General features: G+C 64.9%; 16 protein-coding genes. 7 read left to right on the top strand and 9 right to left on the bottom strand.

Features of this window, described 5'->3' with window-relative positions; genetic code table 11:
• Window positions 1-20 precede the first annotated feature (20 nt).
• Complete coding sequence (locus C1T17_RS05305) at window positions 21-1,340, top strand: methyltransferase family protein (RefSeq protein WP_104952546.1); 1,320 nt, start codon at window positions 21-23, stop codon at window positions 1,338-1,340.
• Between the two features lie 3 nt (window positions 1,341-1,343).
• Here C1T17_RS05305 and C1T17_RS05300 read toward each other — a convergent pair whose 3' ends face one another.
• Both C1T17_RS05300 and C1T17_RS05295 read right to left on the bottom strand, forming a co-directional pair.
• Window positions 1,344-2,717 (bottom strand): glutamate--cysteine ligase, encoded by a 1,374-nt coding sequence (locus tag C1T17_RS05300; protein ID WP_104952545.1) that lies wholly within the window; start codon window positions 2,715-2,717, stop codon window positions 1,344-1,346.
• A gap of 101 nt (window positions 2,718-2,818) precedes the next feature.
• Complete coding sequence (locus C1T17_RS05295; protein WP_104955014.1) at window positions 2,819-3,571, bottom strand: 16S rRNA (uracil(1498)-N(3))-methyltransferase; 753 nt, start codon at window positions 3,569-3,571, stop codon at window positions 2,819-2,821.
• Window positions 3,572-3,673: 102 nt separating this feature from the next.
• Here C1T17_RS05295 and ubiA point away from each other — a divergent pair, with 102 nt between their 5' ends.
• Window positions 3,674-4,594: a 4-hydroxybenzoate octaprenyltransferase gene (gene ubiA / locus C1T17_RS05290; RefSeq protein WP_104952544.1), complete on the top strand. Its 921-nt coding sequence runs from the start codon at window positions 3,674-3,676 to the stop codon at window positions 4,592-4,594.
• 43 nt (window positions 4,595-4,637) lie between these two features.
• Here the strand turns inward: ubiA and smc are convergent, their stop codons facing one another.
• From smc to C1T17_RS05270, 4 genes are read right to left on the bottom strand one after another with little or no spacing between them, the layout of a single operon-like run.
• Window positions 4,638-8,078, bottom strand: a complete 3,441-nt coding sequence (gene smc / locus C1T17_RS05285; protein WP_104952543.1) for a chromosome segregation protein SMC — start codon at window positions 8,076-8,078, stop codon at window positions 4,638-4,640.
• Window positions 8,079-8,134: 56 nt separating this feature from the next.
• Entirely contained in the window at window positions 8,135-8,872 is a 738-nt protein-coding gene (locus tag C1T17_RS05280; protein ID WP_104952542.1) for a thioredoxin domain-containing protein, read from the bottom strand.
• Between the two features lie 48 nt (window positions 8,873-8,920).
• Complete coding sequence (locus tag C1T17_RS05275) at window positions 8,921-9,604, bottom strand: thioredoxin domain-containing protein (RefSeq protein WP_104952541.1); 684 nt, start codon at window positions 9,602-9,604, stop codon at window positions 8,921-8,923.
• A gap of 24 nt (window positions 9,605-9,628) precedes the next feature.
• Complete coding sequence (locus tag C1T17_RS05270) at window positions 9,629-10,192, bottom strand: DUF721 domain-containing protein (RefSeq protein WP_104952540.1); 564 nt, start codon at window positions 10,190-10,192, stop codon at window positions 9,629-9,631.
• 26 nt (window positions 10,193-10,218) lie between these two features.
• Here C1T17_RS05270 and mutY point away from each other — a divergent pair, with 26 nt between their 5' ends.
• Together mutY and nudC are read left to right on the top strand one after the other, a co-directional pair.
• Window positions 10,219-11,277: an A/G-specific adenine glycosylase gene (gene mutY / locus C1T17_RS05265; protein ID WP_104952539.1), complete on the top strand. Its 1,059-nt coding sequence runs from the start codon at window positions 10,219-10,221 to the stop codon at window positions 11,275-11,277.
• A gap of 33 nt (window positions 11,278-11,310) precedes the next feature.
• Complete coding sequence (gene nudC, locus C1T17_RS05260; RefSeq protein ID WP_104952538.1) at window positions 11,311-12,246, top strand: NAD(+) diphosphatase; 936 nt, start codon at window positions 11,311-11,313, stop codon at window positions 12,244-12,246.
• Here nudC and C1T17_RS05255 read toward each other — a convergent pair.
• Window positions 12,202-13,602, bottom strand: a complete 1,401-nt coding sequence (locus tag C1T17_RS05255; RefSeq protein WP_104952537.1) for an amino acid permease — start codon at window positions 13,600-13,602, stop codon at window positions 12,202-12,204. The genes nudC and C1T17_RS05255 overlap by 45 nt on opposite strands.
• A gap of 159 nt (window positions 13,603-13,761) precedes the next feature.
• On the opposite strand from C1T17_RS05255, the gene C1T17_RS05250 reads away from it, so the two are divergent.
• The 3 genes from C1T17_RS05250 (at window position 13,762) to C1T17_RS05240 (ending at window position 16,403) form a co-directional block, all read left to right on the top strand.
• A complete protein-coding gene (locus C1T17_RS05250) occupies window positions 13,762-15,108 on the top strand; it encodes a TldD/PmbA family protein (protein ID WP_104952536.1) in 1,347 nt (448 codons plus the stop codon).
• A gap of 2 nt (window positions 15,109-15,110) precedes the next feature.
• Window positions 15,111-15,905: an inositol monophosphatase family protein gene (locus C1T17_RS05245; protein ID WP_104952535.1), complete on the top strand. Its 795-nt coding sequence runs from the start codon at window positions 15,111-15,113 to the stop codon at window positions 15,903-15,905.
• A gap of 129 nt (window positions 15,906-16,034) precedes the next feature.
• The gene (locus C1T17_RS05240) at window positions 16,035-16,403 is read left to right on the top strand and encodes an NUDIX hydrolase (RefSeq protein ID WP_262982730.1); all 369 of its coding nucleotides are present in this window, start codon (window positions 16,035-16,037) and stop codon (window positions 16,401-16,403) included.
• A gap of 45 nt (window positions 16,404-16,448) precedes the next feature.
• On the opposite strand, the gene C1T17_RS05235 is transcribed toward C1T17_RS05240, so the two are convergent.
• Window positions 16,449-17,591, bottom strand: a complete 1,143-nt coding sequence (locus tag C1T17_RS05235) for an ATP phosphoribosyltransferase regulatory subunit (protein ID WP_104952533.1) — start codon at window positions 17,589-17,591, stop codon at window positions 16,449-16,451.
• A 200-nt stretch (window positions 17,592-17,791) separates the two neighbouring features.
• The gene (gene serA / locus C1T17_RS05230) at window positions 17,792-19,372 is read right to left on the bottom strand and encodes a phosphoglycerate dehydrogenase (RefSeq protein ID WP_104952532.1); all 1,581 of its coding nucleotides are present in this window, start codon (window positions 19,370-19,372) and stop codon (window positions 17,792-17,794) included.
• Between the last annotated feature and the right edge of the window lie 5 nt (window positions 19,373-19,377).

Below are 19,377 nucleotides of genomic sequence, written 5' to 3'. Positions count from 1 at the left end.
TTGTGCGGTAGGCCGAAGCGATGCATGACTCCTCGCTCCCCGACCTGGACCCCTGCCCCCCCTCCGCAGTGAGCCATGGGGTAGGCGTCGCTGGTCTCTTCGGTCTTATAGCGTGGGTTGCGCTTGCCTGGCATTACGGGATGGACGGCCCCTATGCGGGCATGGCGGCGATATTCGCGTGCGGCGTGCCGATGGTGCTGTGGTCGCTGCTGGTCGATCGCGTTCATCGCAATGCCTCGACAGGGATCGATTGGGAGGGGCCACCCAAAGCGCTGCGCGATATATTCGACATCAGCCTCGTCAAACTCACTGGCTTCTGGGCGACATGGGGCATCATGGCGGTGCTCTATTGCCTCGCCAGATGGTATTGGGATGGCGGCTATCGCTTTGCGATGGAGATGTTCGGAACGGCCGCACCTTGGCTGCTGGTGGCGTCAGTGCCTTACGTTCTGTGGCTGGACCGTCGCCTGATCGAACCGCGAGACGCCTCCTATGCCTTTGGCCAATGGATTATCGGCGGCGCAGCGGGCATGGCCGACCTCACCCAAGTCGCGCATCACGCTCGCGCATGGCTGGTGAAGGGATTCTTCCTCGCCTTCATGCTGTCGGTCCTGCCATCCAATTTCGCGAACCTGATCCACTGGAACCTAGGCGACGTGCTTGCCAGTCCGATCGGTCTCGCCAATTTCCTGATCATGCTGCTGTTCCTGATCGACGTGGCGTTCGCGACGGTGGGCTATATGCTGACCTGCAAGCCGCTCGACGCGCACATCCGCACCGCTAACCCGCTACTCGCCGGATGGGTGGCAGCGCTGATGTGCTATCCGCCGTTCGTGCTGATGGGCGATGGTGGCCCGCTCGATTATCATCATGGCACGGCGGAATGGAGCTATTGGCTGGGTGGCAACCAACCTGCCCTGGTCGCTATACAGTGGATCTATGGAAGCCTGCTGGTCGCGCTCACCGGCATCTACGCCTGGGCGACAGTGGCGTTCGGATTGCGCTTCTCCAATCTCACGCATCGCGGGATCATCACCCACGGGCCTTATCGCTGGACTCGCCACCCGGCCTATTTGTCGAAGAACCTGTTCTGGTGGCTCTCGGCTCTGCCCTTCCTCGTGACGACGGGCAGCCTGGTCGACGTCGTTCGGAACAGCGCGACCATCGCGATCGTCAGCGCCATCTATTTCTGGCGAGCGAAGACCGAGGAAGCGCATTTGAACAGCGATCCGGCCTACGCCGCCTATAGCCAATGGATGCAGCGCCACGGGTGGATGGATCGGTTGCTCGCGGCCCTGAAAGGCAAGCCTCCCTCGCCGACAATGCAGCCCGCAGAATGACGCCTAAAAGCTTTCCTCAGCATAGACCCGGCTGACGTCACCCCGCCATTCGCCATGATAGCGGTCGAGCAGACGTTCCGCAGGCGTCTTGCCGCTGTCCACCACCTCCTGAAGCGCGGAGAGATACCCCGTCTCATTGTCGCCAACACTGTTGAGGCGCGCGCGCGAGGCGAGGCCGCTGCGCGAGATGTTCAGCACTTCGCCCGCGATATGGCGCAGCGTCTTGCCGCCGCCAATCGGCGCGTCGAGGCCAAGGCGCGGCACGGAATCCCGCAGCGCCTGCCGTTCGTCCATCGACCAGTCCTTGACCACGTCCCACGCCGCGTTCAGCGCCGTCTCGTCATACAACAACCCAACCCAGAAAGCCGGTAGCGCACAGATGCGACCCCAAGGCCCGCCATCGGCGCCGCGCATTTCTAGGAAGCTCTTCAACCGCACTTCGGGGAAGGCCGTCGAGAGGTGATCTTCCCAATCCTTCTCGGTCGGCTTTTCACCCGGCAGGATCGATAGCTTGCCTTCAAGGAAATCGCGGAAGCTCAGCCCCGAGGCGTCCAGATATTTGCCGTCGCGGAATACGAAATACATCGGCACGTCGAGCGCATAGTCGGCGTAACGCTCGTAGCCGAAGCCGTCTTCGAACACGAAGGGCAGCATGCCGGTACGATGCGGATCGGTGTCCGACCAGATATGGCTGCGATAAGAGAGCAGGCCGTTCGGCTTGCCTTCGGTGAAGGGCGAGTTCGCGAACAGCGCCGTCGCCAGCGGCTGTAAGGCAAGCGACGTGCGAAACATCTTCGCCATGCCCGCCTCGCTCTGATAATCGAGGTTCACCTGCACCGTGCAGGTGCGCAGCATCATGTCGAGGCCCATGGAGCCGACGCGCGGCATGTGCCGCAGCATGATCTCATAGCGGCCCTTGGGCATGATCGGCAATTCGGCGCGGGTCTTGTCCGGCCACATGCCCAGCCCCAGGAAACCGAGGCCCAGCATGTCGCCTACATATTTCACTTGCTCCAGATGCCGCCCGGTTTCGGCGCAAGTCTGGTGCAGGTTTTCGAGTGGCGCGCCGGAAAGTTCGAGCTGCCCCGCCGGCTCCAGGCTGATCGTGCCGTCGTCGCCGGAGAGTGCGATGATGTTCTCACCCTCGAACACTGGCTTCCAGCCATAGCGCGTCAGCCCGATCAGCAGGGTATGGATGCCGCCCTTTTCTTCATAGGAAGGGGCATGGTGATCCTTCATCGAATAGACGAATTTCTCATGCTCGGTGCCTATCCGCCAGCGTTCCGGCGGCTTTTCACCTTTGGCGAAGAGCGCAATGAGCTGATCGCGGCTTTCGATGACCGGATCAGTTCCCCCTGAGTCTGTTCTTGTGCTCATGCCCCGCCCTTAGCCGTTCCCCTGCTCAGGTCAAATCAAGCAAGTAGACGGCAGATAAGGTAGCCTGAAGAAAGACGCAATCCCATTGCGGATTGAAACCTTTATTGGCTGTTCCAGTCGCCATTCATCGCCATCCAAACCGAAGTGGCCGCGATCGCTGCTGTCTCGGCGCGCAGGATTCGGGGGCCGAGCGATACGGGAACCGCAGCCGGGTGCGCGCGGATCGATTCGCGCTCCTGAGGATCGAAACCGCCCTCTGGCCCCACGAGGAAAGCGGCGGGCCCGCTATGCTCGCGCAAGGCGTGCGCGATCGGCGTGCCGCCCGTCTCGTCGGCGAAAAACAGATGCCGCCCTTGTGGCCAATCGCGCAGCAAGGCGTCGAGCTTCACCATCTCCGACAGGACAGGCAAGGCAGTTCGGCCACATTGCTCCGCTGCTTCGACCAGATGGGCGTGCAGCCTCTCCAAGTTCAACTTGTCCACCACCGCTCGGCGCGTGAGTACCGGCTGGAGGCGGGCGACCCCCAACTCGCATGCCTTTTCCGCGATCAGGTCGATGCGGCCCTTTTTGATCGGCGCGGCGCAGAGCCAGAAATCAGGCACCGATTCGGGCGGCTTGGTCTGCGCCATGCATTCCAGCAGGATGTCCCGCTTGCGCACGTCACGCGCTATCGCCGCCCATTCGCCGGACTGGCCGTCGAAGAGGAGCACCGTGTCACCCACCTTCACGCGCATGACCGAGACCAGATAATGGGCCGGATTGCCGTCCAGCGCGACCGATACGCCCGCCCCCAACACCGTCTCGACAAAGAGGCGCGGCGCACTTTGCGGCGGCCAGGCGGGGGTGGCGGGCATCGGCTTTGCTTTCATAGTCATGAGCCACTGTCGCAGCCCCTTCCCTCTCTCTAAAGAACAACTAAGGCAGTTCGGCAAGTGAGGCACGCGCAAGGGAGCAGAATGAACGACACCATCGTCCCCGACAGCGAAATCGTTCCCGACAGCGAGGCGCGGGGCATAGTCGCGCGATTGCCGCCCACATTGCGCGGGTTGGCGATGCTGGCGCGGTTCGACAGGCCGATCGGCTGGTGGCTGCTGTTCTGGCCGGGTGCGTGGGCGATTGCGCTGGCGGGCGGCGTTCCCTCGCGCTGGGATATGCTGCTCTGGTTCCTGCTGGGCAGCATCGCCATGCGCGGTGCGGGGTGCGTGTATAACGATATCATCGACCGCGATCTCGACCGGAAAGTCGCACGGACGGCGCTGCGGCCCCTGGCGAGTGGCGCGATCTCTCTGAAAGCAGCGTGGGTCTGGCTCGTTGCGCTCAGCATGATCGGCCTGATCGTGCTGCTCCAGCTTCGGTTTTATGCGCAGATCGTCGCGCTCGCCAGTCTCGCCCTGGTGGCCGCCTATCCGTTCATGAAGCGCATAACCTGGTGGCCGCAGGCGTGGCTGGGGCTGGTGTTCAGTTGGGCGGCGCTGGTGGGATGGAGCCAGATCGCGGGTGCGCTGACAGCTCCGGGACTGACGCTCTATGCAGGCTGCATATTCTGGGTGATCGGGTACGACACCATCTATGCGATGCAGGATCGGGAAGATGATTCGCTGATCGGCGTGCGGTCGAGTGCGCTGCGCATGGGCAAGCGTGTGCGGATGGGCGTGTCGGTATTTTATGCCGGTGCGCTGCTCTGCTGGGTGGCTGCCATCTGGCAAATTCGTCCGCAGATCCTCGCCGTCGCAACCCTGCTGCCCATCGCCACGCATCTCGCATGGCAGACCATCACCCTGAAGGAAGACGGTGCGGACCCGCTCGTCAAATTCCGCTCCAACCGCTTTGCCGGACTGCTGATGTTCCTTGCCTGCCTCGTGGTCGGTAGCGCGTGAACATACGGGTAAGGTGATGTAGCGGACCCCGAGGCTGTATGCGTCACTCCGCCGCAAGCAACTGTTCCGCGCCGCCCAGATCGACCGAGACGAGGCGGCTGATCCCCTGCTCCACCATCGTCACGCCAAACAGGCGGTGCATGCGCGCCATGGTGACGGCATTGTGGGTGACGATCAGATAGCGCGTCTTGGTGTCCGCCACCATGCGGTCGAGCAAGTCGCAGAAGCGGTCCACATTGGCGTCGTCCAGCGGCGCATCGACTTCGTCCAGAACGCAGATCGGCGCGGGATTGGTGAGGAACAGGCCGAAGATCAGCGCCACCGCCGTCAGCGCCTGCTCCCCGCCGGACAGCAGCGTCAGCGCTGATAGTTTCTTCCCCGGCGGCTGCGCCATGATCTCCAGCCCCGCCTCCAGCGGATCATCGCTGTCGATCAGTTCGAGATGCGCCTGCCCGCCGTTGAACAAGGTGGTGAAGAGCCGCCGGAAGTGTCCGTCCACCGCCTCGAACGCAGCCAGCAGCCTTTGTCGCCCCTCACGATTGAGGCTGCCGATCGAACCGCGCAGACGGTTGATCGCCTGCGTCAATTCCTCGCTTTCGCCGCGACTGCGTGCCTGATCCGCTTCCAGTTCGTCCAGTTCCTTTGCCGCAACCAGATTGACTGGCCCGATTCGTTCGCGGTCTGCCACCAGACGATCCTGCTCGGCCTGTTCGGTCTGCGCGATGCGGATGGTGCTGCTGTCGAAACCCAGCCGCTCGGGCAATACCGGAGGCGGACATTCGAAGCGCTCGCCCGACAAGCGACCCATTTCGAGGCGCTTTTCCTGTGCTGATTCGGCGCGCGCCACGGCACCCGCGCGGGCTTCGCGGGAGGCGCTGACGTCTTCTGCCGCCTCCTGCACCAGCGCCTCGGCAGTCCGCAGCGCCGATTCCGCATCCCGCTCCGCCTGTTGCGCCTCGGTTGCCGCGTCGTTCAACGTCGTGACATGAGCCGACAGCCCCGCGATTTCGGCATCCATGGCTTCGGGCTTTCCCGCCAATGCGGCCTGATCCGCGATGATGGCGTCGGCCCGCCCGGACATCGCCGCGATGCGCTTGGCCGCCTCTCCCGCGCGCGAACGCCAGCCGCGTATCTCCGCTTCGGCGGCAGACATGCGCTCCCGGTCGGACAGGATCGCGCGCTCGGCCATCGCGGCATCGGACTGGGCCTGAGTCACGGCCAGACGGGCGCCGTCGCGGGCCTGCGATAGCTTTGCGACCATCGCCCGTGTGGCTGTGCCATCGAGGATATTCGCGCGCGCTTCGGTGGCGGACTCATGTTCGGTCACAGCGACGCCGTGGTCCCGGGACAGGTCCGCAAGGCGCGCATCCAATTCTGTGCGACGCCCCGATAGCCGCTCCAGCGCGCCGACAGTTTCGTCGATCGTGCGTAGCGCTGTGCGCAGGCGCTGATCGGCATCTCCCAGCAATGCGCGGGCGCCGGTCAACGATGCCGCAGCCTCTCGTCCCTTAGTCTCGGCGTGCGTCAGTTGCGCCTGTGCGTCCTCGACCTGTGTAGCGAGGGAAGGCCGTGCCGCGGCAATCGCCTCCAGCCGGTTGAGGCGAATGAGACGCTGCGCCGCCTCAGCGCCGCCTTCCAGCGCGACGAAACCGTCCCAGCGGCGCATCTGGCCATCGAGTGTGACCAGCCGCTGGCCCACCGCCAGTGTCTGACCGCTGCCGCTCTGCGCGACTATCACCTGAGTGAGGCGGCGGGCCAGTTCGGGCGGCGCAGTGACATGATCGGACAGGCGCGTGCAATCGGGCGGGATCGCGGGATCGTCCGCCAGCGCCGCAGCGCCGGACCACCGCCGCTTGCCCTCCGCACCGACGGCCGCTTGCAGATCGTCGCCAAGCGCAGCGGCCAGCGCATGCTCATAGCCGGGCGCGGCCTTAACTTGATCGAGCGCGCGGCCCTTGGCGGAACCTTGCTCCACGGCTTTGGTGAGCGCCGCCGCCTCGCCATCCAGCGCCGCCAGCGCGGCGCGAGCCGACGACATCGCGGATTCAGCGCTGGCCCGCGCTGCGCTGGCCGCCTCCCGCGCAATATCGGCCTCAGCAAGCGCGGCTTCGGCCTTGGCCCTGTCCGCTTCGGCCTGGGCCTGATCCCGCACCGCCCCGGCGCGCTTCTGTTCAAGTGGCGCGATATCCGGCAGAGCGGCCACTTCCGCCTCCACCTTGCGCAAGTCGCGCTCCGCGCGTTCCAGCCGACTGCGTGCCGCAGCCAAGGCTGCCTCGGCCACGCGCAACTCCGCCTGTTCGCTTGCCTGCGTCGCCATGGCCTGCGCCAGTTCGACTTCGACATCCCGCGCCTTCGTTTCCGCTTGCGCCAATCGCGCGACCCGCTCGGGTGCCGCCGTCTCGGTCTGCGCAATGCGGCTCTTGAGCGTTGCGACTTCCTTCGTCAGCCGGTCCAGCGCCTCGGCTGCGTCATGTGCCAGGGCGCCTTCGCGGCCCCGATCTTCCTCCAGCCGCTCAGATTGCGCGGACAAGTCGGCAAGGCGCTGCGCCGCCGCCGATCGTTCCGCTTTCAGCGCAGTCAGCCTGTGGCCCGCCTCGCTGGCAACGTCGCGGGCGCGCTGCGCTTCGGCGCGTATTTTCGCGAGCGCATCGACTGCCACCCGTGCATGCGCCGCCGCCGCCATCTGCGCTTCCTGCGCCGCCGTCACTGCCGCTTCGGCAGCCAGCGCCTCCGCCTTGGCCGCGTCGGACGATGCCGCCGCTTCTCGCCAGCGCGCAAAGATCGTGCGCGCTTCGGCCGTGCGTATCTGCGTCGAGAGCAAGGTATATCGCTCCGCCGCCCGCGCCTGTCGCCGCAGTGCGTTGGCGCGACTGTCCATGTCACTCAGCACATCGTCCAGCCGCGCGAGATTGGCTTCGGCGGCGCGCAGCTTCTGCTCGGCATCACGGCGGCGCACATGCAGGCCCGCAATCCCTGCCGCTTCCTCCAGCATCGCGCGGCGTTCCTGCGGGCGGGCGGCGATGACGGCGGCGATCTTGCCCTGGCTCACCAATGCCGGGCTATGCGCGCCAGTGGCGGCGTCGGCGAAGATGAGCGACACGTCCTTCGCGCGCACGTCGCGGCCATTGGCGCGGTAGGCACTGCCCGCGCCACGCTCGATCCGGCGCATGACTTCCAGCTCGCCGTCCGCGCCGACATCGACCGAGGGGAAGAGTTCGCCCTGCTCCTGCACCGTCAGCATTGAGACTTCGGCGAAGTCGCGTTGCGGGCGCGTGGCGGTGCCGGCGAAGATCACGTCTTCCATGCCGCCGCCGCGCATCGATTTTGCGCTCGATTCGCCCATGACCCAGCGGATCGCTTCGAGCAGATTGGACTTGCCGCAGCCGTTTGGGCCGACGATCCCCGTCAGTCCGGGCTCGATCCGCAATTCGGTCGCATCGACGAAGCTCTTGAAGCCGCTGAGTTTCAGCCGCTTTATCTGCACGATAGACCCCCGCCCGCGCAGCCCGTATTAAAAGAGAACGGCCCCCCGCGTGTCAATCAGACCCCGGCTTCCTTCAGCTTCTCGCGAAGCACTTCCCATGTCGCGGCATTCTCAACGACGGTGCCGTTGATCAGCAGCGTCGGCGTACCAGTGATGTTATACTTGGTGGTCGCCTCCTGAACGCCCTTGGCCAGCTTTTCGGCTTCGGTAGTGTTGGCGAGGCATTGCTTGGCCTGATCCTGTGCGATGCCGCGCTGCATGGCAAATTCTGTCAGGCCCGTGCCGTTGGCGAGGATGTTGAAGCGTTGTTCGGGCGGCGCGGCCATTGCCGCCTGATAGGGCGCGTCACCCCATGCCTGCACCTTCTCGAACATGGCCGCTTGATTGGCGAAGAATTGCTCGGAAAGCGGGAAGAACGGCCCGGCTCCACCGCAGCGCGCCAACAATGACATCGTCATGTCGAGCGGATCGCGGACATAATTGCGCAGTTCGTAGCTCATCTTGCCACTGTTCACGAGGTTGCGGATCTCGTCCGACGATTTGGCGGAAAATTCGGCGCAGTGGCTGCAGGTGTAGGAGGCGAACTCCGTGACTTTCACCTTGGCGTCCGGGTTGCCCATGACGAACCCGCCTTCCGGCGTGGTCGCGACCGTATCGGCCCATGTCGTGCCTGCAGGGGCGGCCACGGCCGCGACGGGCCCAGCCGGTGACGACGCATCGCCGCCTTCCTTGTCTCCACAAGCAGCAAGGGACAGCGCAAAAGCAACGGTGGCAAGGCCGGTCAGGAATTTCATGCAGATCGTTTCCGTCAACTAGGGAGGCATTTACCGCGCGGGTTTAATTCACTTGCCGCCGCCGGGCAATGCGGCACGCAGCGCTTCCCATGTGGATGTGTCGGCCATCAGTTTGCCGTTGAGCAAGAAGCTGGGCGTGCCGGTAATCTTGGTCACGTTCCACGCGTCGTTGGTCATGCCTGTCACCGCCTTCAGCGCCGCCGGATCGGCGACGCAGGCGTCCAGTTGTTTAGGGCTAAAACCGCGCTTCGCCATCACTGTGTACAGGCCGGTCTTATTGCCGATGTCCTGCAATATCGCGGATGGTTTCTGATCAGGCGAAGGCTTGCTGTTGGCGGCTTCATAGGCTTCGATCTGCGATATCCAGGCGCTCTGGTTGGCGAACAGCGCCGCGTGATTGCCGTAGAAACGGGCGGGGCCACCGCAGCGCGCCAGCAGCGCTGCGGTCATGTCATAGCGGTCGCGGACGGCGTTGCGGACTTCGACCGTCGCCTTGCCCGTCTTTACCCAGCCTGCCTTGAGTTGCGGCGCGCCTTCGTTCACGAAATGCGCGCAGTGGCTGCAGGTGTAGCTGATATATTCCACGACCTTCGTCGGCGCGGCGGGATTGCCCATCACATGCCCGCCGATCGGGGAGACTGTCACCCGGCTCGTCCAGTCGACGGCTTTCGCCGCAATGGCGGTTGCAGGAACAAGGGCGGCAAGGCCAAGGATAAGCGCGCGGATTTTCATGGGGAAATGTCTCGGTAGAAGGGGTCAACTGATCTTGGGCAAACCACTGGAATTGGCAAGCCCCTGCGCCAGCGATTCGAGCACCGCGCGCAATTCCGGATCGCCGATATCGCGCAGGGAATCGCCAAGCTCTATCGGGATCGGGCGGAGGTTCTTCGGCGGGGGCGATCGTAATGGCGTTGCGGGTTCGACATGCCCCTGCCGCATCGCAACCTTTGCGATGGCGGCATAGCCGAAGAAGCGGTTCACTCGCTCGATGATGTCGGGCAGCACATGTTGCAGCATCGGCGCATGGCCGCTCGATACCGTAAGCGACAGGGTGCCGCCTGCTTTCTTCCCCACCGGAAAGCGAATCGATTCGGGCGTGCTGATATCGGCGTAATGCTTGCCAACGATGTCGGCCCAGCGCGTGACGATACTCGATTGCACGAAGCCGAATTTGCGGAAAGCGGCGCGGCCGATGTCCGGCATCAGGTCGGCTATCGCCCGCGGTCCATTGATTCGCGGACGCTCTTCCGCCGGTTTGGCGACGGCTTTGCGGGACGCGGCCTTTTGTTTCGGCGCAGGGGGATCAAGGCGTTCCGTCATGCGCGTCTTAATGGCATAGGCGGCCCATGCCCGTCGAGACTTCTTCCATCGCGCAGCGCCTGCTCGTTCATTATGACAGGCATGCCCGGCGTCTCCCATGGCGCGCGTCGCCCGGCGCCAATGCGACCGATCCCTATCGCGTCTGGCTGTCCGAAGTGATGTTGCAGCAGACGACCGTGGCTGCGGTCATTCCCTATTTCCTGCGGTTTACCGAGCGGTGGCCGACCGTTGCCGATCTGGCGGCGGCGGAGGATGCGGAGCTGATGACGGCCTGGGCGGGGCTGGGCTATTATGCGCGGGCGCGCAACCTTCTGGCCTGCGCGCGCGCCGTGGTACGCGATTGGAACGGGGCCTTTCCGGATCGGGAGGCCGACATCCGAACGCTGCCGGGCGTTGGCGCCTATACGGCTGCGGCGGTGGCGGCGATCGCCTTTGGGCAGCGCGCGGTCGTGGTCGACGCCAATGTGGAGCGCGTCGTTTCGCGGCTGTTTGCGATCGCTACGCCGCTGCCTGCGTCGCGGCCCGAAATCCGTGCCTTTGCCGAGACTATTACGCCGGATGCGCGGGCGGGTGATTTCGCGCAGGCCATGATGGATCTGGGCGCGACGATCTGCACGTCTCGCAATCCGGCCTGCGGTATCTGCCCGCTGCGAGAGGATTGCGCTGCGTTCCGGACTGCCGATCCTGCGGCCTTTCCGGTGAAGGCGGCGAAAAAGGCCAAGCCGGAGCGGATCGGCCATGTCTGGTGGATTACGCATAATGGCAAGCTGTGGCTGGAGCGCCGACCGGCCCGGGGCCTGCTGGGCGGGATGCGCGGATTGCCGGGATCGGACTGGTCCGTTGCGCCGAACGCCGCCATGCCGTTCGCGGCGCAGTGGGCGACATTGCCTGCGCCGGTCGGGCATGTGTTCACGCACTTCGCGCTTTCCCTCGCCGTGCACATGGCCGAGGTAGATAGCGATTGCATGACGGAGAACGACGGGGAATGGTGGCCGCTCGACCGCATCGGAGAAGCCGGCTTGCCCACGCTGTTCGTCAAAGTCGCCGACGCTGTGTTGAAGAAGGACGAAGCCTATGCCGGATAAGATCGATGGGACTGACCGGAGGATGGGCATTTTATGAAGCAGCCGGGATTTGTCGGCGGTACGCTGGACCGGGCGGACCATATACGCAGTGATCCGGCGGCGGCGGGACGCGCTTTTACCGATCCGCGCGCGCGGATGATCCTGCTGAATGGGCTGGACCCGGAAGTGGACGGCACAAAGCTTGCGGCCGGGGCGCTGCCTTCGGCTGCGTCATTTGAGGAGTTCGCGTTGCTGGGCGTCGGCGATGAGGGGCCGCTGTTCGTGTGGCTGGACCCGGCTTCGGGCAACGCCGCCAAGTTCGCGCCGCAGGTCTGGAATGTCGCCCCCCTGCTGTCGCCCGACCAACTGGCGCTGTACGGCACGGCGCGAAGCCTGATCGACTGGCACGCGCGCCATGGCTTCTGCGCCAATTGCGGGACGCCGACCGCGCCTATCAAGGCGGGATGGGCGCGGCGATGCCCGGCAAGCGCCGTCAGCGGCAGCGAGAGCGAGCTTCGTGGCTGCGGTGCAGAGCATTTCCCCCGCGTCGATCCGGTAACGATCATGCTGGCTGAGCATGAGGGCCGCGTGCTGATAGGTCGCCAGCCGCGTTTCCCCGCTGGCCGCTATTCGGCGCTCGCTGGCTTCATCGAACCCGGCGAAACGATTGAGGAAGCCGTTGCGCGCGAATTATGGGAAGAAGCGGGCATCGTGGTGGACGACGTGCGGTACGCGATGAGCCAGCCCTGGCCGTTCCCCTCTTCGCTGATGATCGCCTGCGTCGCCAACGCGCGCAGCGATGTGCTCACCATCGACAAGACCGAGCTGGAAGATGCGATGTGGGTCACGGCTGACGAGGTCCGTGCCTCGCTGACCGGTGACCCGAACGCGCCCTTCATCGCACCGCCCGAGATGGCGGTGGCGCATCATCTGTTCCGGTTCTGGCTAACGGCCCAGGACACTGCGCTGCCGTCCGTAGGCGAAGTATAGCGCCAGCCCGATCACGTTCCAGACGAGGCAATAGAGCAGCGTCTTCGTGGGCAGGCTGGTGAAGAGATAGAGGCAGCCGAGAATCGCGCCCGGTCCGACCGCCCATGCCAGCGGCACGCGGAACGGGCGGCGCTGATCGGGGGCGCGGCGGCGCATGACGAGCATACAGAGGCCAACGGCGGCGAAGGCGATCAGCGTGCCTGCATTGGCCAGCGCCGCGATCTGATCGATGGGGAGGAGGCCCGCGATGATCGCCACCAGCGAGGCGGTCAGGATCGTGATCCGCACCGGCGTTCCGCGCTTCGATATGCGCGCGAGGCTGATGGGCAGGAAGCCGTCGCGCGCCATCACCAGGAAGATGCGCGATTGGCCGTAGAGGAAACCGAGCAAAACGGTCGGCAGGGCGATGACGGCGGCGATGGCCACGATCCGCGCCACCTCACCCCGTCCCAGTTCGCGCAGGATCAGCGCCAGCGGCTCGGGGCTGTCGGCAAAGCGCGCGAACGGCAATGCGCCAACGGCCGCCGCCGCCACGAAGATGTAGATCAGCGTACAGGCGAGCATCGACCCGACGATGCCGATGGCCAGGTCGCGCTCCGGCTTCTTGGTTTCCTCCGCCGCTGTCGAGATCGCGTCGAAGCCATAGAAGGCGAAGAAGATGATCGCCGCCGCCGCCATCACGCCGCGCTCGACACCGTCCGGCCCCATATGTTTGGCAAAGCCGAAGGGCATGAACGGCTTCAAATTGGCGGCATCGAACACCGGCAGGGTGAAGAACACGAACAGGCTCAACGTAGCAATCTTGATGATGACCAGCACCGTGTTGAGCCGTGCGCTCTCCCGCGTGCCGATGCTCAGCAACAGCGCCACGACGCCGATGATGAAGATCGCAGGCAGGTTTATGATGCCGCCCAGCGCGGGACTGGCGGCCAGCGCCTGCGGGAAGCCGACTGCCGTCAGCAAGGGCGTCGCATAGCCCGACCAGCCGACCGCCACTGTCGAGACGACCAGCGAATATTCGAGGATCAGGCACCAGCCGACCACCCACGCCACCAACTCGCCCAGCACTGCATAGCTATAGGTGTAGGCGCTGCCGGCGGCGGGCATCATCGTCGCCATCTCCGCATAGGCAAGCGCCGCGCAGGCGCAGATCGCGCCCGCGATTGCGAAGGACAGCAACACTGCCGGTCCCGCGCGGTCGACTCCCACGCCGATCAGCGTCAATATCCCCGTGCCGACGATCGCGCCGACGCCCAAGGCCAGCAGATGCGGCCAGGAAAGGGTCGGGATCAGCCGCTGCCCTTCCTCACGCGCCGTCAATGATTCAAACGGCTTGCGCCTGTTCCAGTCGGCCATCCTCATTCCGTCCCTGTTGTTTCCTGGGGCCACGATAGCGGGGGTGGCGCGAATGCGCGAGGGGGATGAAAAACCAACCCGCCACCCCATATTTGCACCTGTGCCCCCATGCCGCTAAGGCGCGGGCTTCCCTGAACCCCATGAGTCCTTCTCACCCCTATGCTCAGTCTCGACGAAGCGCAGAAGCGCGCGGAAAATCTGGTGGAAGCCGCCCGTAAGGCCGGTGCCGACGCCGCCGATGCGATCTATGTGTGCAATGCCTCGACCAATGTTTCCGTCCGCCTGGGCGTGTTGGAGGATGTCGAGCGGTCCGAGGGCGAGGAGATCGGGCTTCGGGTGTTCCTGGGCCAGCGTTCGGCGACTGTCTCCGGCTCCGACATGAACCCGGCCAGCCTTGCCACATTGGTCGAGCGGTGCATCGCCATGGCGGAGCAGGCGCCCCAGGACGCCTATGCGGGACTTGCGCCGCAGGACCGTTTGCTGACGCGCAAGCCCGCTGCGCTCGATCTGTGCGACAAGGGCGAGCCTGATCCGGCGGCGCTGAAATTGCGCGCGCTCGAAGCGGAAGACTCGGCGCGGGCCGTTCCCGGCGTGACGAACAGCGAAGGCGGCGGGGCGTCATCGGGCCGCAGCCAGATCGCGCTTGCAACCAGCCATGGTTTTGCGGGCAGCTATGGCGCGACGAGCCATTCGACCTATGCCAGCGTGCTGGCGGGCGAAGGGGCGGGCATGCAGCGCGATTATGCCAGCCATACCGTGCGGCATATCGTCGATCTGGACGCTGCCGAGACGATCGGCAACAAGGCCGGGCAACGCGCCGTCGCCCGGCTGAACCCAAACAAGATCGAGAGCGGGCCGATGCCGGTGATCTTCGATCCGCGCGTCGGATCGAGCCTGATCGGGCATCTGGTGGGTGCGATGGTCGGCCCGGCGATTGCGCGCCGGTCGAGCTTCCTGCTCGATCATCTGGGAGAGGCGATCTTCGACAGCGGCGTCACGATCATCGACGATCCGTTGATGCTGCGCGGCCTGCGATCGCGGCCCTTCGATGGCGAGGGATTGCCGACGCAGCGCCGCGCGCTGATCGATGCGGGCGTGCTGACAGGATGGCTGCTCGACAGCGCATCGGCGCGGCAATTGGGCCTCGATCCCACCGGCCACGCCAGTCGGGGCACGGGCGGCGCACCGGGCGCAGGCCCGAGTAACATGCATATGGAGCCGGGCGACGCGACGCCGGGCGACCTGATGGCGGACGTGAAGCGCGGGCTCTATGTCACCGACCTGATCGGCATGGGCGTCAATGGCGTGACGGGCGACTACAGCCGTGGCGCGTCCGGCTTCCTGATCGAGAATGGCGGTGTGGTGGGCGCGGTGGCGGAAATCACCATTGCGGGCAATCTGATCGAGATGTTCCGCAACCTTGTCCCCGCCAATGATCTCGTCTTCCGCTATGCGACCAACGTGCCGACGATCCGGATCGACGGGATGATGGTGGCAGGCGGATAACCATGGCAGACCGCTTATTCCGGCAGGCAGTAGACGCGGTGGCGGAAGCCGCCGACCATGCCCTGACCCTGTGGGCGGGCGGCAAGACCAAGGTGGAACGCTGGGAAAAGACACCCGGAGAAATGGTCTGCGATGCCGATATGGACGTGAACGCCATGCTGAAGCGCGCGCTTCACGATCTGGCACCGGATGCGGGGTGGCTATCGGAGGAAACGGCGGACACCGCGCATCGGCTGGGCACCGACCGGGTGTGGGTGGTCGATCCGATCGACGGGACTCGCGATTATCTGCGCGGAAGGCCTGGTTGGGCGGTATCTGTGGCGCTGGTGGAGGCGGGACTCCCCCGTTTCGGGATATTGGCAGCGCCTGCCCGCAACGAGTTGTGGATCGCGCAGGCCAATGGCGGCGCGACACGGAATGGCCGCGCGCTGGTAGCGAGTCAGCGCCAGCAATTGCCCGGCGCGCGCGTTCCCGCCGATGCCTTGCCGAAGGTCGACCATGATCTCACGGCCGTCGCAAAGCCCAACAGCATTGCGCTGCGGATGGCGATGGTCGCGGCGGACGAGGCCGATCTGCTGGCGACGATCCGCTGGGGCAATGAATGGGACATCGCCGCCGCCGCATTGATCGCGCAGGAAGCGGGTGCTGCGGTGAGCGATGCGCTGGGGCGGCCGCTCGGCTTCAATCGCAAAGACCCCACGGCGTTCGGCGTATTATGCTGCGCGCCCGGCATCCATGCTGCGGCGGTGGAGCGGCTCGAACCGCGAGCGCGCGAGATTCTGGGTAAAGTGCGGTGAAGGTGGGTTGGTGACTGCGCGGGAGAAGGACCGGACTGCCCCATAAACGTCGGTTGAACCGATTTTCGTGCCTGCTACCCTATTCGGATGAGACAGAGAGCTAATCGCACGATCCAAATTGCGGCGGCCTTGATTGACGATGGAGCCGGACGGCTGCTGCTAGTTTGGAAGGCTGGCACCCCCTGGTTCATGCAAGCCGGGGGCAAGATAGAGGATGGCGAAGATGCGCTATCAGCGCTTCGACGCAAGTTAGGTGAAGAGATCGGGCTGTCGTTGGCCGATAATGAGGCTCGCTCCCTCGGCCAGTTTTCTGCTGCGGCGGCTAACGAAGCAGACTTTGTCGTGAAGGCTGAAGTCTTTCACGTACGTACTCAGCACACCCCCAAGACGCAGCTTGAGATCGAAGAAGCCGTTTGGGTTAACTACGCGGAAGCAACAACAATGCCGCTTGCACCACTTACCCGCGTTCACATCCTTCCGCTTTCTCAGACTCTCTAGTCATCCGCGTTGGCACCATACACGCCAAAAGCCGCACCAACCCCTCTAATAACTCCGCACGTCCCTCCCATCGAGCCAATGGTCGCAGCCCAATGCTGCACCGTCGTCACGGTCCGAGAGTGCAGCAATTGTGCGCCAGCCTTCCGTGCGCAAGGCCTTCGCACGCTCCGCATCATGGCCGAGAGGCAGGAACAGACGCTTGGTGGGGAGTTGCCCGAAACCGGCGTCGATCAGCGGATCGGGGAAGAGCGAAAAGCCGACAGCGGGCTCTTCGCTGCCGCCGCTGCGCAGGATCGTGTAGCAGCCGCCGCGCCCGATTTCCCCGACAAACCCCTCGGCGAAGATCGAGAAGCCGAACCAGCTTTGATATTCGAAGCCGTGGCGTTCCGTGGGATCGAGCGTCAGGGTGATGTCCCAGCCGACCGGCTTTGCGATGGCGCGCAGTGCCGCGATGCGGCTGGCGATGGCGCCCTGCCCCGTCGCGGCGTCGATAGCCTCCAGCTTCTCCATCGCCGCATGGAACGGACCCGCCGCCTCGATCAGCGGAAGATAGGCGGCAGCGCCTTCGCCCAATGCCACCAGCGCACCGGCATCCTTCGCATCCAGTTCGACGCGCACCTGTTCGCGCGCGTCGTCACCCAGCGGCATCGGCCCAGCCGCCAGCGTGTCGATCAGGTCGGGAAGCGTGAAATCGATGGTGATGCCGGTGACGCCCGCCGCCTGTAGCGCCTCGATCGCGACATTGACGATCTCGACCGCCGCCGCGACACTGTCCGTGCCGATGAGTTCCGCGCCGACCTGCAACCGCTCGCGCTCGGGGCGAAGCTGATTGGCACGCAGTTTGAGGACAGGGCCGCCATAGGAAAGGCGCAGCGGGCGCGCCGCCGCCGCAAGGCGCGTCGCGGCGATCCGTCCGACTTGCGCCGTCATGTCGGGGCGCAGGGCCAGCGTACGCTGCGACACCGGGTCGACCACGCGCAGCAGATCCTTCGCAGGGGCGGACTTGAGGCGCTGCGTCAGCGTCTCCTCGAACTCGGCGATCGGCGGCATGACGCGGGCATAGCCATGCGCCGCCACCGTATCGAGCACGGTGCGCGCCAGATTTGCCGATGCCTCGGCGGCTGGAGGCAGGCGGTCGGACAGGCCCTCGGGCAGCAGCCCGGCGATGGCTTGATTATGCTTGGTCATGGCTGGCGCTTCTAGCGAGTTTTGGAGGAGAGGCCATACCCCAACCTCCGTTCACCCTGAGCTTGTCGAAGGGCCAAGCCGAACGAAGTGAGGCGGCCTTCGTCTTCGCTCAGGCTAGTCCTTCGACAGGCTCAGGACGAACGGGGAAAGGGTCACGGGATCTGGAGGGGTGAGAGGCGTTATCTCCCACCCCGCATACCTCACGTAAACCGCAGCAGCTTCACGGTCTTCACACCCGCCAGCTTGCAGATGTCCCAAAGCAGCGGCTCGGTCACGGTGCCATCGACGGACAGCAGTAGCACCGCCTCGCCGCCCTGATTGCGGCGGCCGAGGTGGAAGGTGCCGATGTTGACGTCCGCCTGCCCCAGCGTCGAACCCAGACGACCGATGAAGCCGGGCGCGTCCTGGTTGACGATGTAGAGCATGTTGCCTGCCAGATCGGCCTCGACCTTGATGCCGAACAGTTCGACGAGGCGCGGCTGAGTCGGACCGAAGAGCGTGCCCGCGACCGAACGTTCGCCGGTTGGCGTCTGCACGGTGACGCGCACCAGAGTCTGGTAGGCGCCCTCGCGGTCGTGGCGGACTTCGCGCACGTCAAGGCCGCGTTCCTTGGCGAGATACGGGGCGTTGACCATGTTCACTGTGTCGGAATAGGCGCGCATCAGACCCGCGAGGACCGCCGCCGTGATCGGCTTCTGATTGAGTTCAGCCGCATGACCTTCGACTTCGATCGAAACGCCCTGCACCTTGTCACCCTCAAGTTGCCCCAGCAGGCTACCCAGCTTTTCGGCCAGCGCCATATAGGGCTTGAGCTTCGGGGCTTCCTCGGCCGACAGGCTCGGCATGTTGAGGGCGTTGGTGACGCCGCCATCCAGCAGGTAATCGGAGAGTTGGTCGGCGACTTGCAGTGCGACATTGACCTGCGCTTCGTCGGTTGATGCGCCGAGATGGGGAGTCGAGATGAAGTTGGGGGTGCCGAACAGGGGGCTTTCCTTGGCCGGCTCGGTGACGAACACGTCCAATGCCGCGCCGCCGATATGGCCGCTATCGAGACCCGCCTTCAAGGCCGCTTCATCGATCAGGCCGCCACGCGCGCAGTTCACGATGCGCACGCCCTTCTTCGTCTTGGCGAGGTTTTCGGCCGACAGGATATTGCGGGTCTGGTCGGTCAGCGGCGTGTGCAGGGTGATGAAGTCGGCGCGGGCGAGCAAGTCGTCCAGCGTCACTTTCTCCACGCCCATGTCCACGGCGCGCTCGGGCGTCAGGAACGGGTCGAACGCGATGACCTTCATCTTGAGGCCCAGCGCGCGGTCCGCGACGATCGAGCCGATGTTGCCCGCTCCGATGAGGCCCAGCACCTTGCCGGTGACTTCGACGCCCATGAAGCGGTTCTTCTCCCATTTGCCGGCCTGCGTCGAGGCGTCGGCCTCCGGCAACTGGCGCGCGAGGGCGAACATTAGCGCGATGGCGTGTTCGGCGGTGGTGATCGAATTGCCGAACGGGGTGTTCATGACGACGACGCCCTTGGCCGAAGCGGCGGGGATATCGACATTGTCGACGCCGATGCCTGCGCGGCCGATCACTTTCAGGTTCGTCGCAGCGTCGAGGATTTCCTGCGTCACCTTGGTCGAGGAGCGGATGGCGAGGCCGTCATATTGGCCGATAATGGCCTTCAGCTCTTCCGGCGTCTTTCCGGTGATTTCGTCGACTTCGACGCCACGGTCGCGGAAGATGGCGGCGGCGCGGGGGTCCATTTTGTCGGAAATGAGGACTTTGGGCATGACAA

Origin of the sequence: Sphingobium sp. SCG-1, from assembly GCF_002953135.1 — a bacterium.
Classification (GTDB): Bacteria; Pseudomonadota; Alphaproteobacteria; order Sphingomonadales; family Sphingomonadaceae; genus Sphingobium.
Note: the sequence above shows the minus strand (reverse complement) of the source record. Positions and strands in the feature narration are given on the sequence as shown.

Bases quoted from the DNA above. Each gene is read 5' to 3' on its own strand.
- C1T17_RS05305 (WP_104952546.1), top strand. From the start codon at position 21: ATGCATGACTCCTCGCTCCCCGACCTGGACCCCTGCCCCCCCTCCGCA.
- C1T17_RS05300 (WP_104952545.1), bottom strand. From the start codon at position 2,717: ATGAGCACAAGAACAGACTCAGGGGGAACTGATCCGGTCATCGAAAGC.
- C1T17_RS05295 (WP_104955014.1), bottom strand. From the start codon at position 3,571: ATGCCCGCCACCCCCGCCTGGCCGCCGCAAAGTGCGCCGCGCCTCTTT.
- ubiA (WP_104952544.1), top strand. From the start codon at position 3,674: ATGAACGACACCATCGTCCCCGACAGCGAAATCGTTCCCGACAGCGAG.
- C1T17_RS05280 (WP_104952542.1), bottom strand. From the start codon at position 8,872: ATGAAATTCCTGACCGGCCTTGCCACCGTTGCTTTTGCGCTGTCCCTT.
- C1T17_RS05275 (WP_104952541.1), bottom strand. From the start codon at position 9,604: ATGAAAATCCGCGCGCTTATCCTTGGCCTTGCCGCCCTTGTTCCTGCA.
- C1T17_RS05270 (WP_104952540.1), bottom strand. From the start codon at position 10,192: ATGACGGAACGCCTTGATCCCCCTGCGCCGAAACAAAAGGCCGCGTCC.
- mutY (WP_104952539.1), top strand. From the start codon at position 10,219: ATGCCCGTCGAGACTTCTTCCATCGCGCAGCGCCTGCTCGTTCATTAT.
- nudC (WP_104952538.1), top strand. From the start codon at position 11,311: ATGAAGCAGCCGGGATTTGTCGGCGGTACGCTGGACCGGGCGGACCAT.
- C1T17_RS05255 (WP_104952537.1), bottom strand. From the start codon at position 13,602: ATGGCCGACTGGAACAGGCGCAAGCCGTTTGAATCATTGACGGCGCGT.
- C1T17_RS05250 (WP_104952536.1), top strand. From the start codon at position 13,762: ATGCTCAGTCTCGACGAAGCGCAGAAGCGCGCGGAAAATCTGGTGGAA.
- C1T17_RS05245 (WP_104952535.1), top strand. From the start codon at position 15,111: ATGGCAGACCGCTTATTCCGGCAGGCAGTAGACGCGGTGGCGGAAGCC.
- C1T17_RS05235 (WP_104952533.1), bottom strand. From the start codon at position 17,591: ATGACCAAGCATAATCAAGCCATCGCCGGGCTGCTGCCCGAGGGCCTG.
- serA (WP_104952532.1), bottom strand. From the start codon at position 19,372: ATGCCCAAAGTCCTCATTTCCGACAAAATGGACCCCCGCGCCGCCGCC.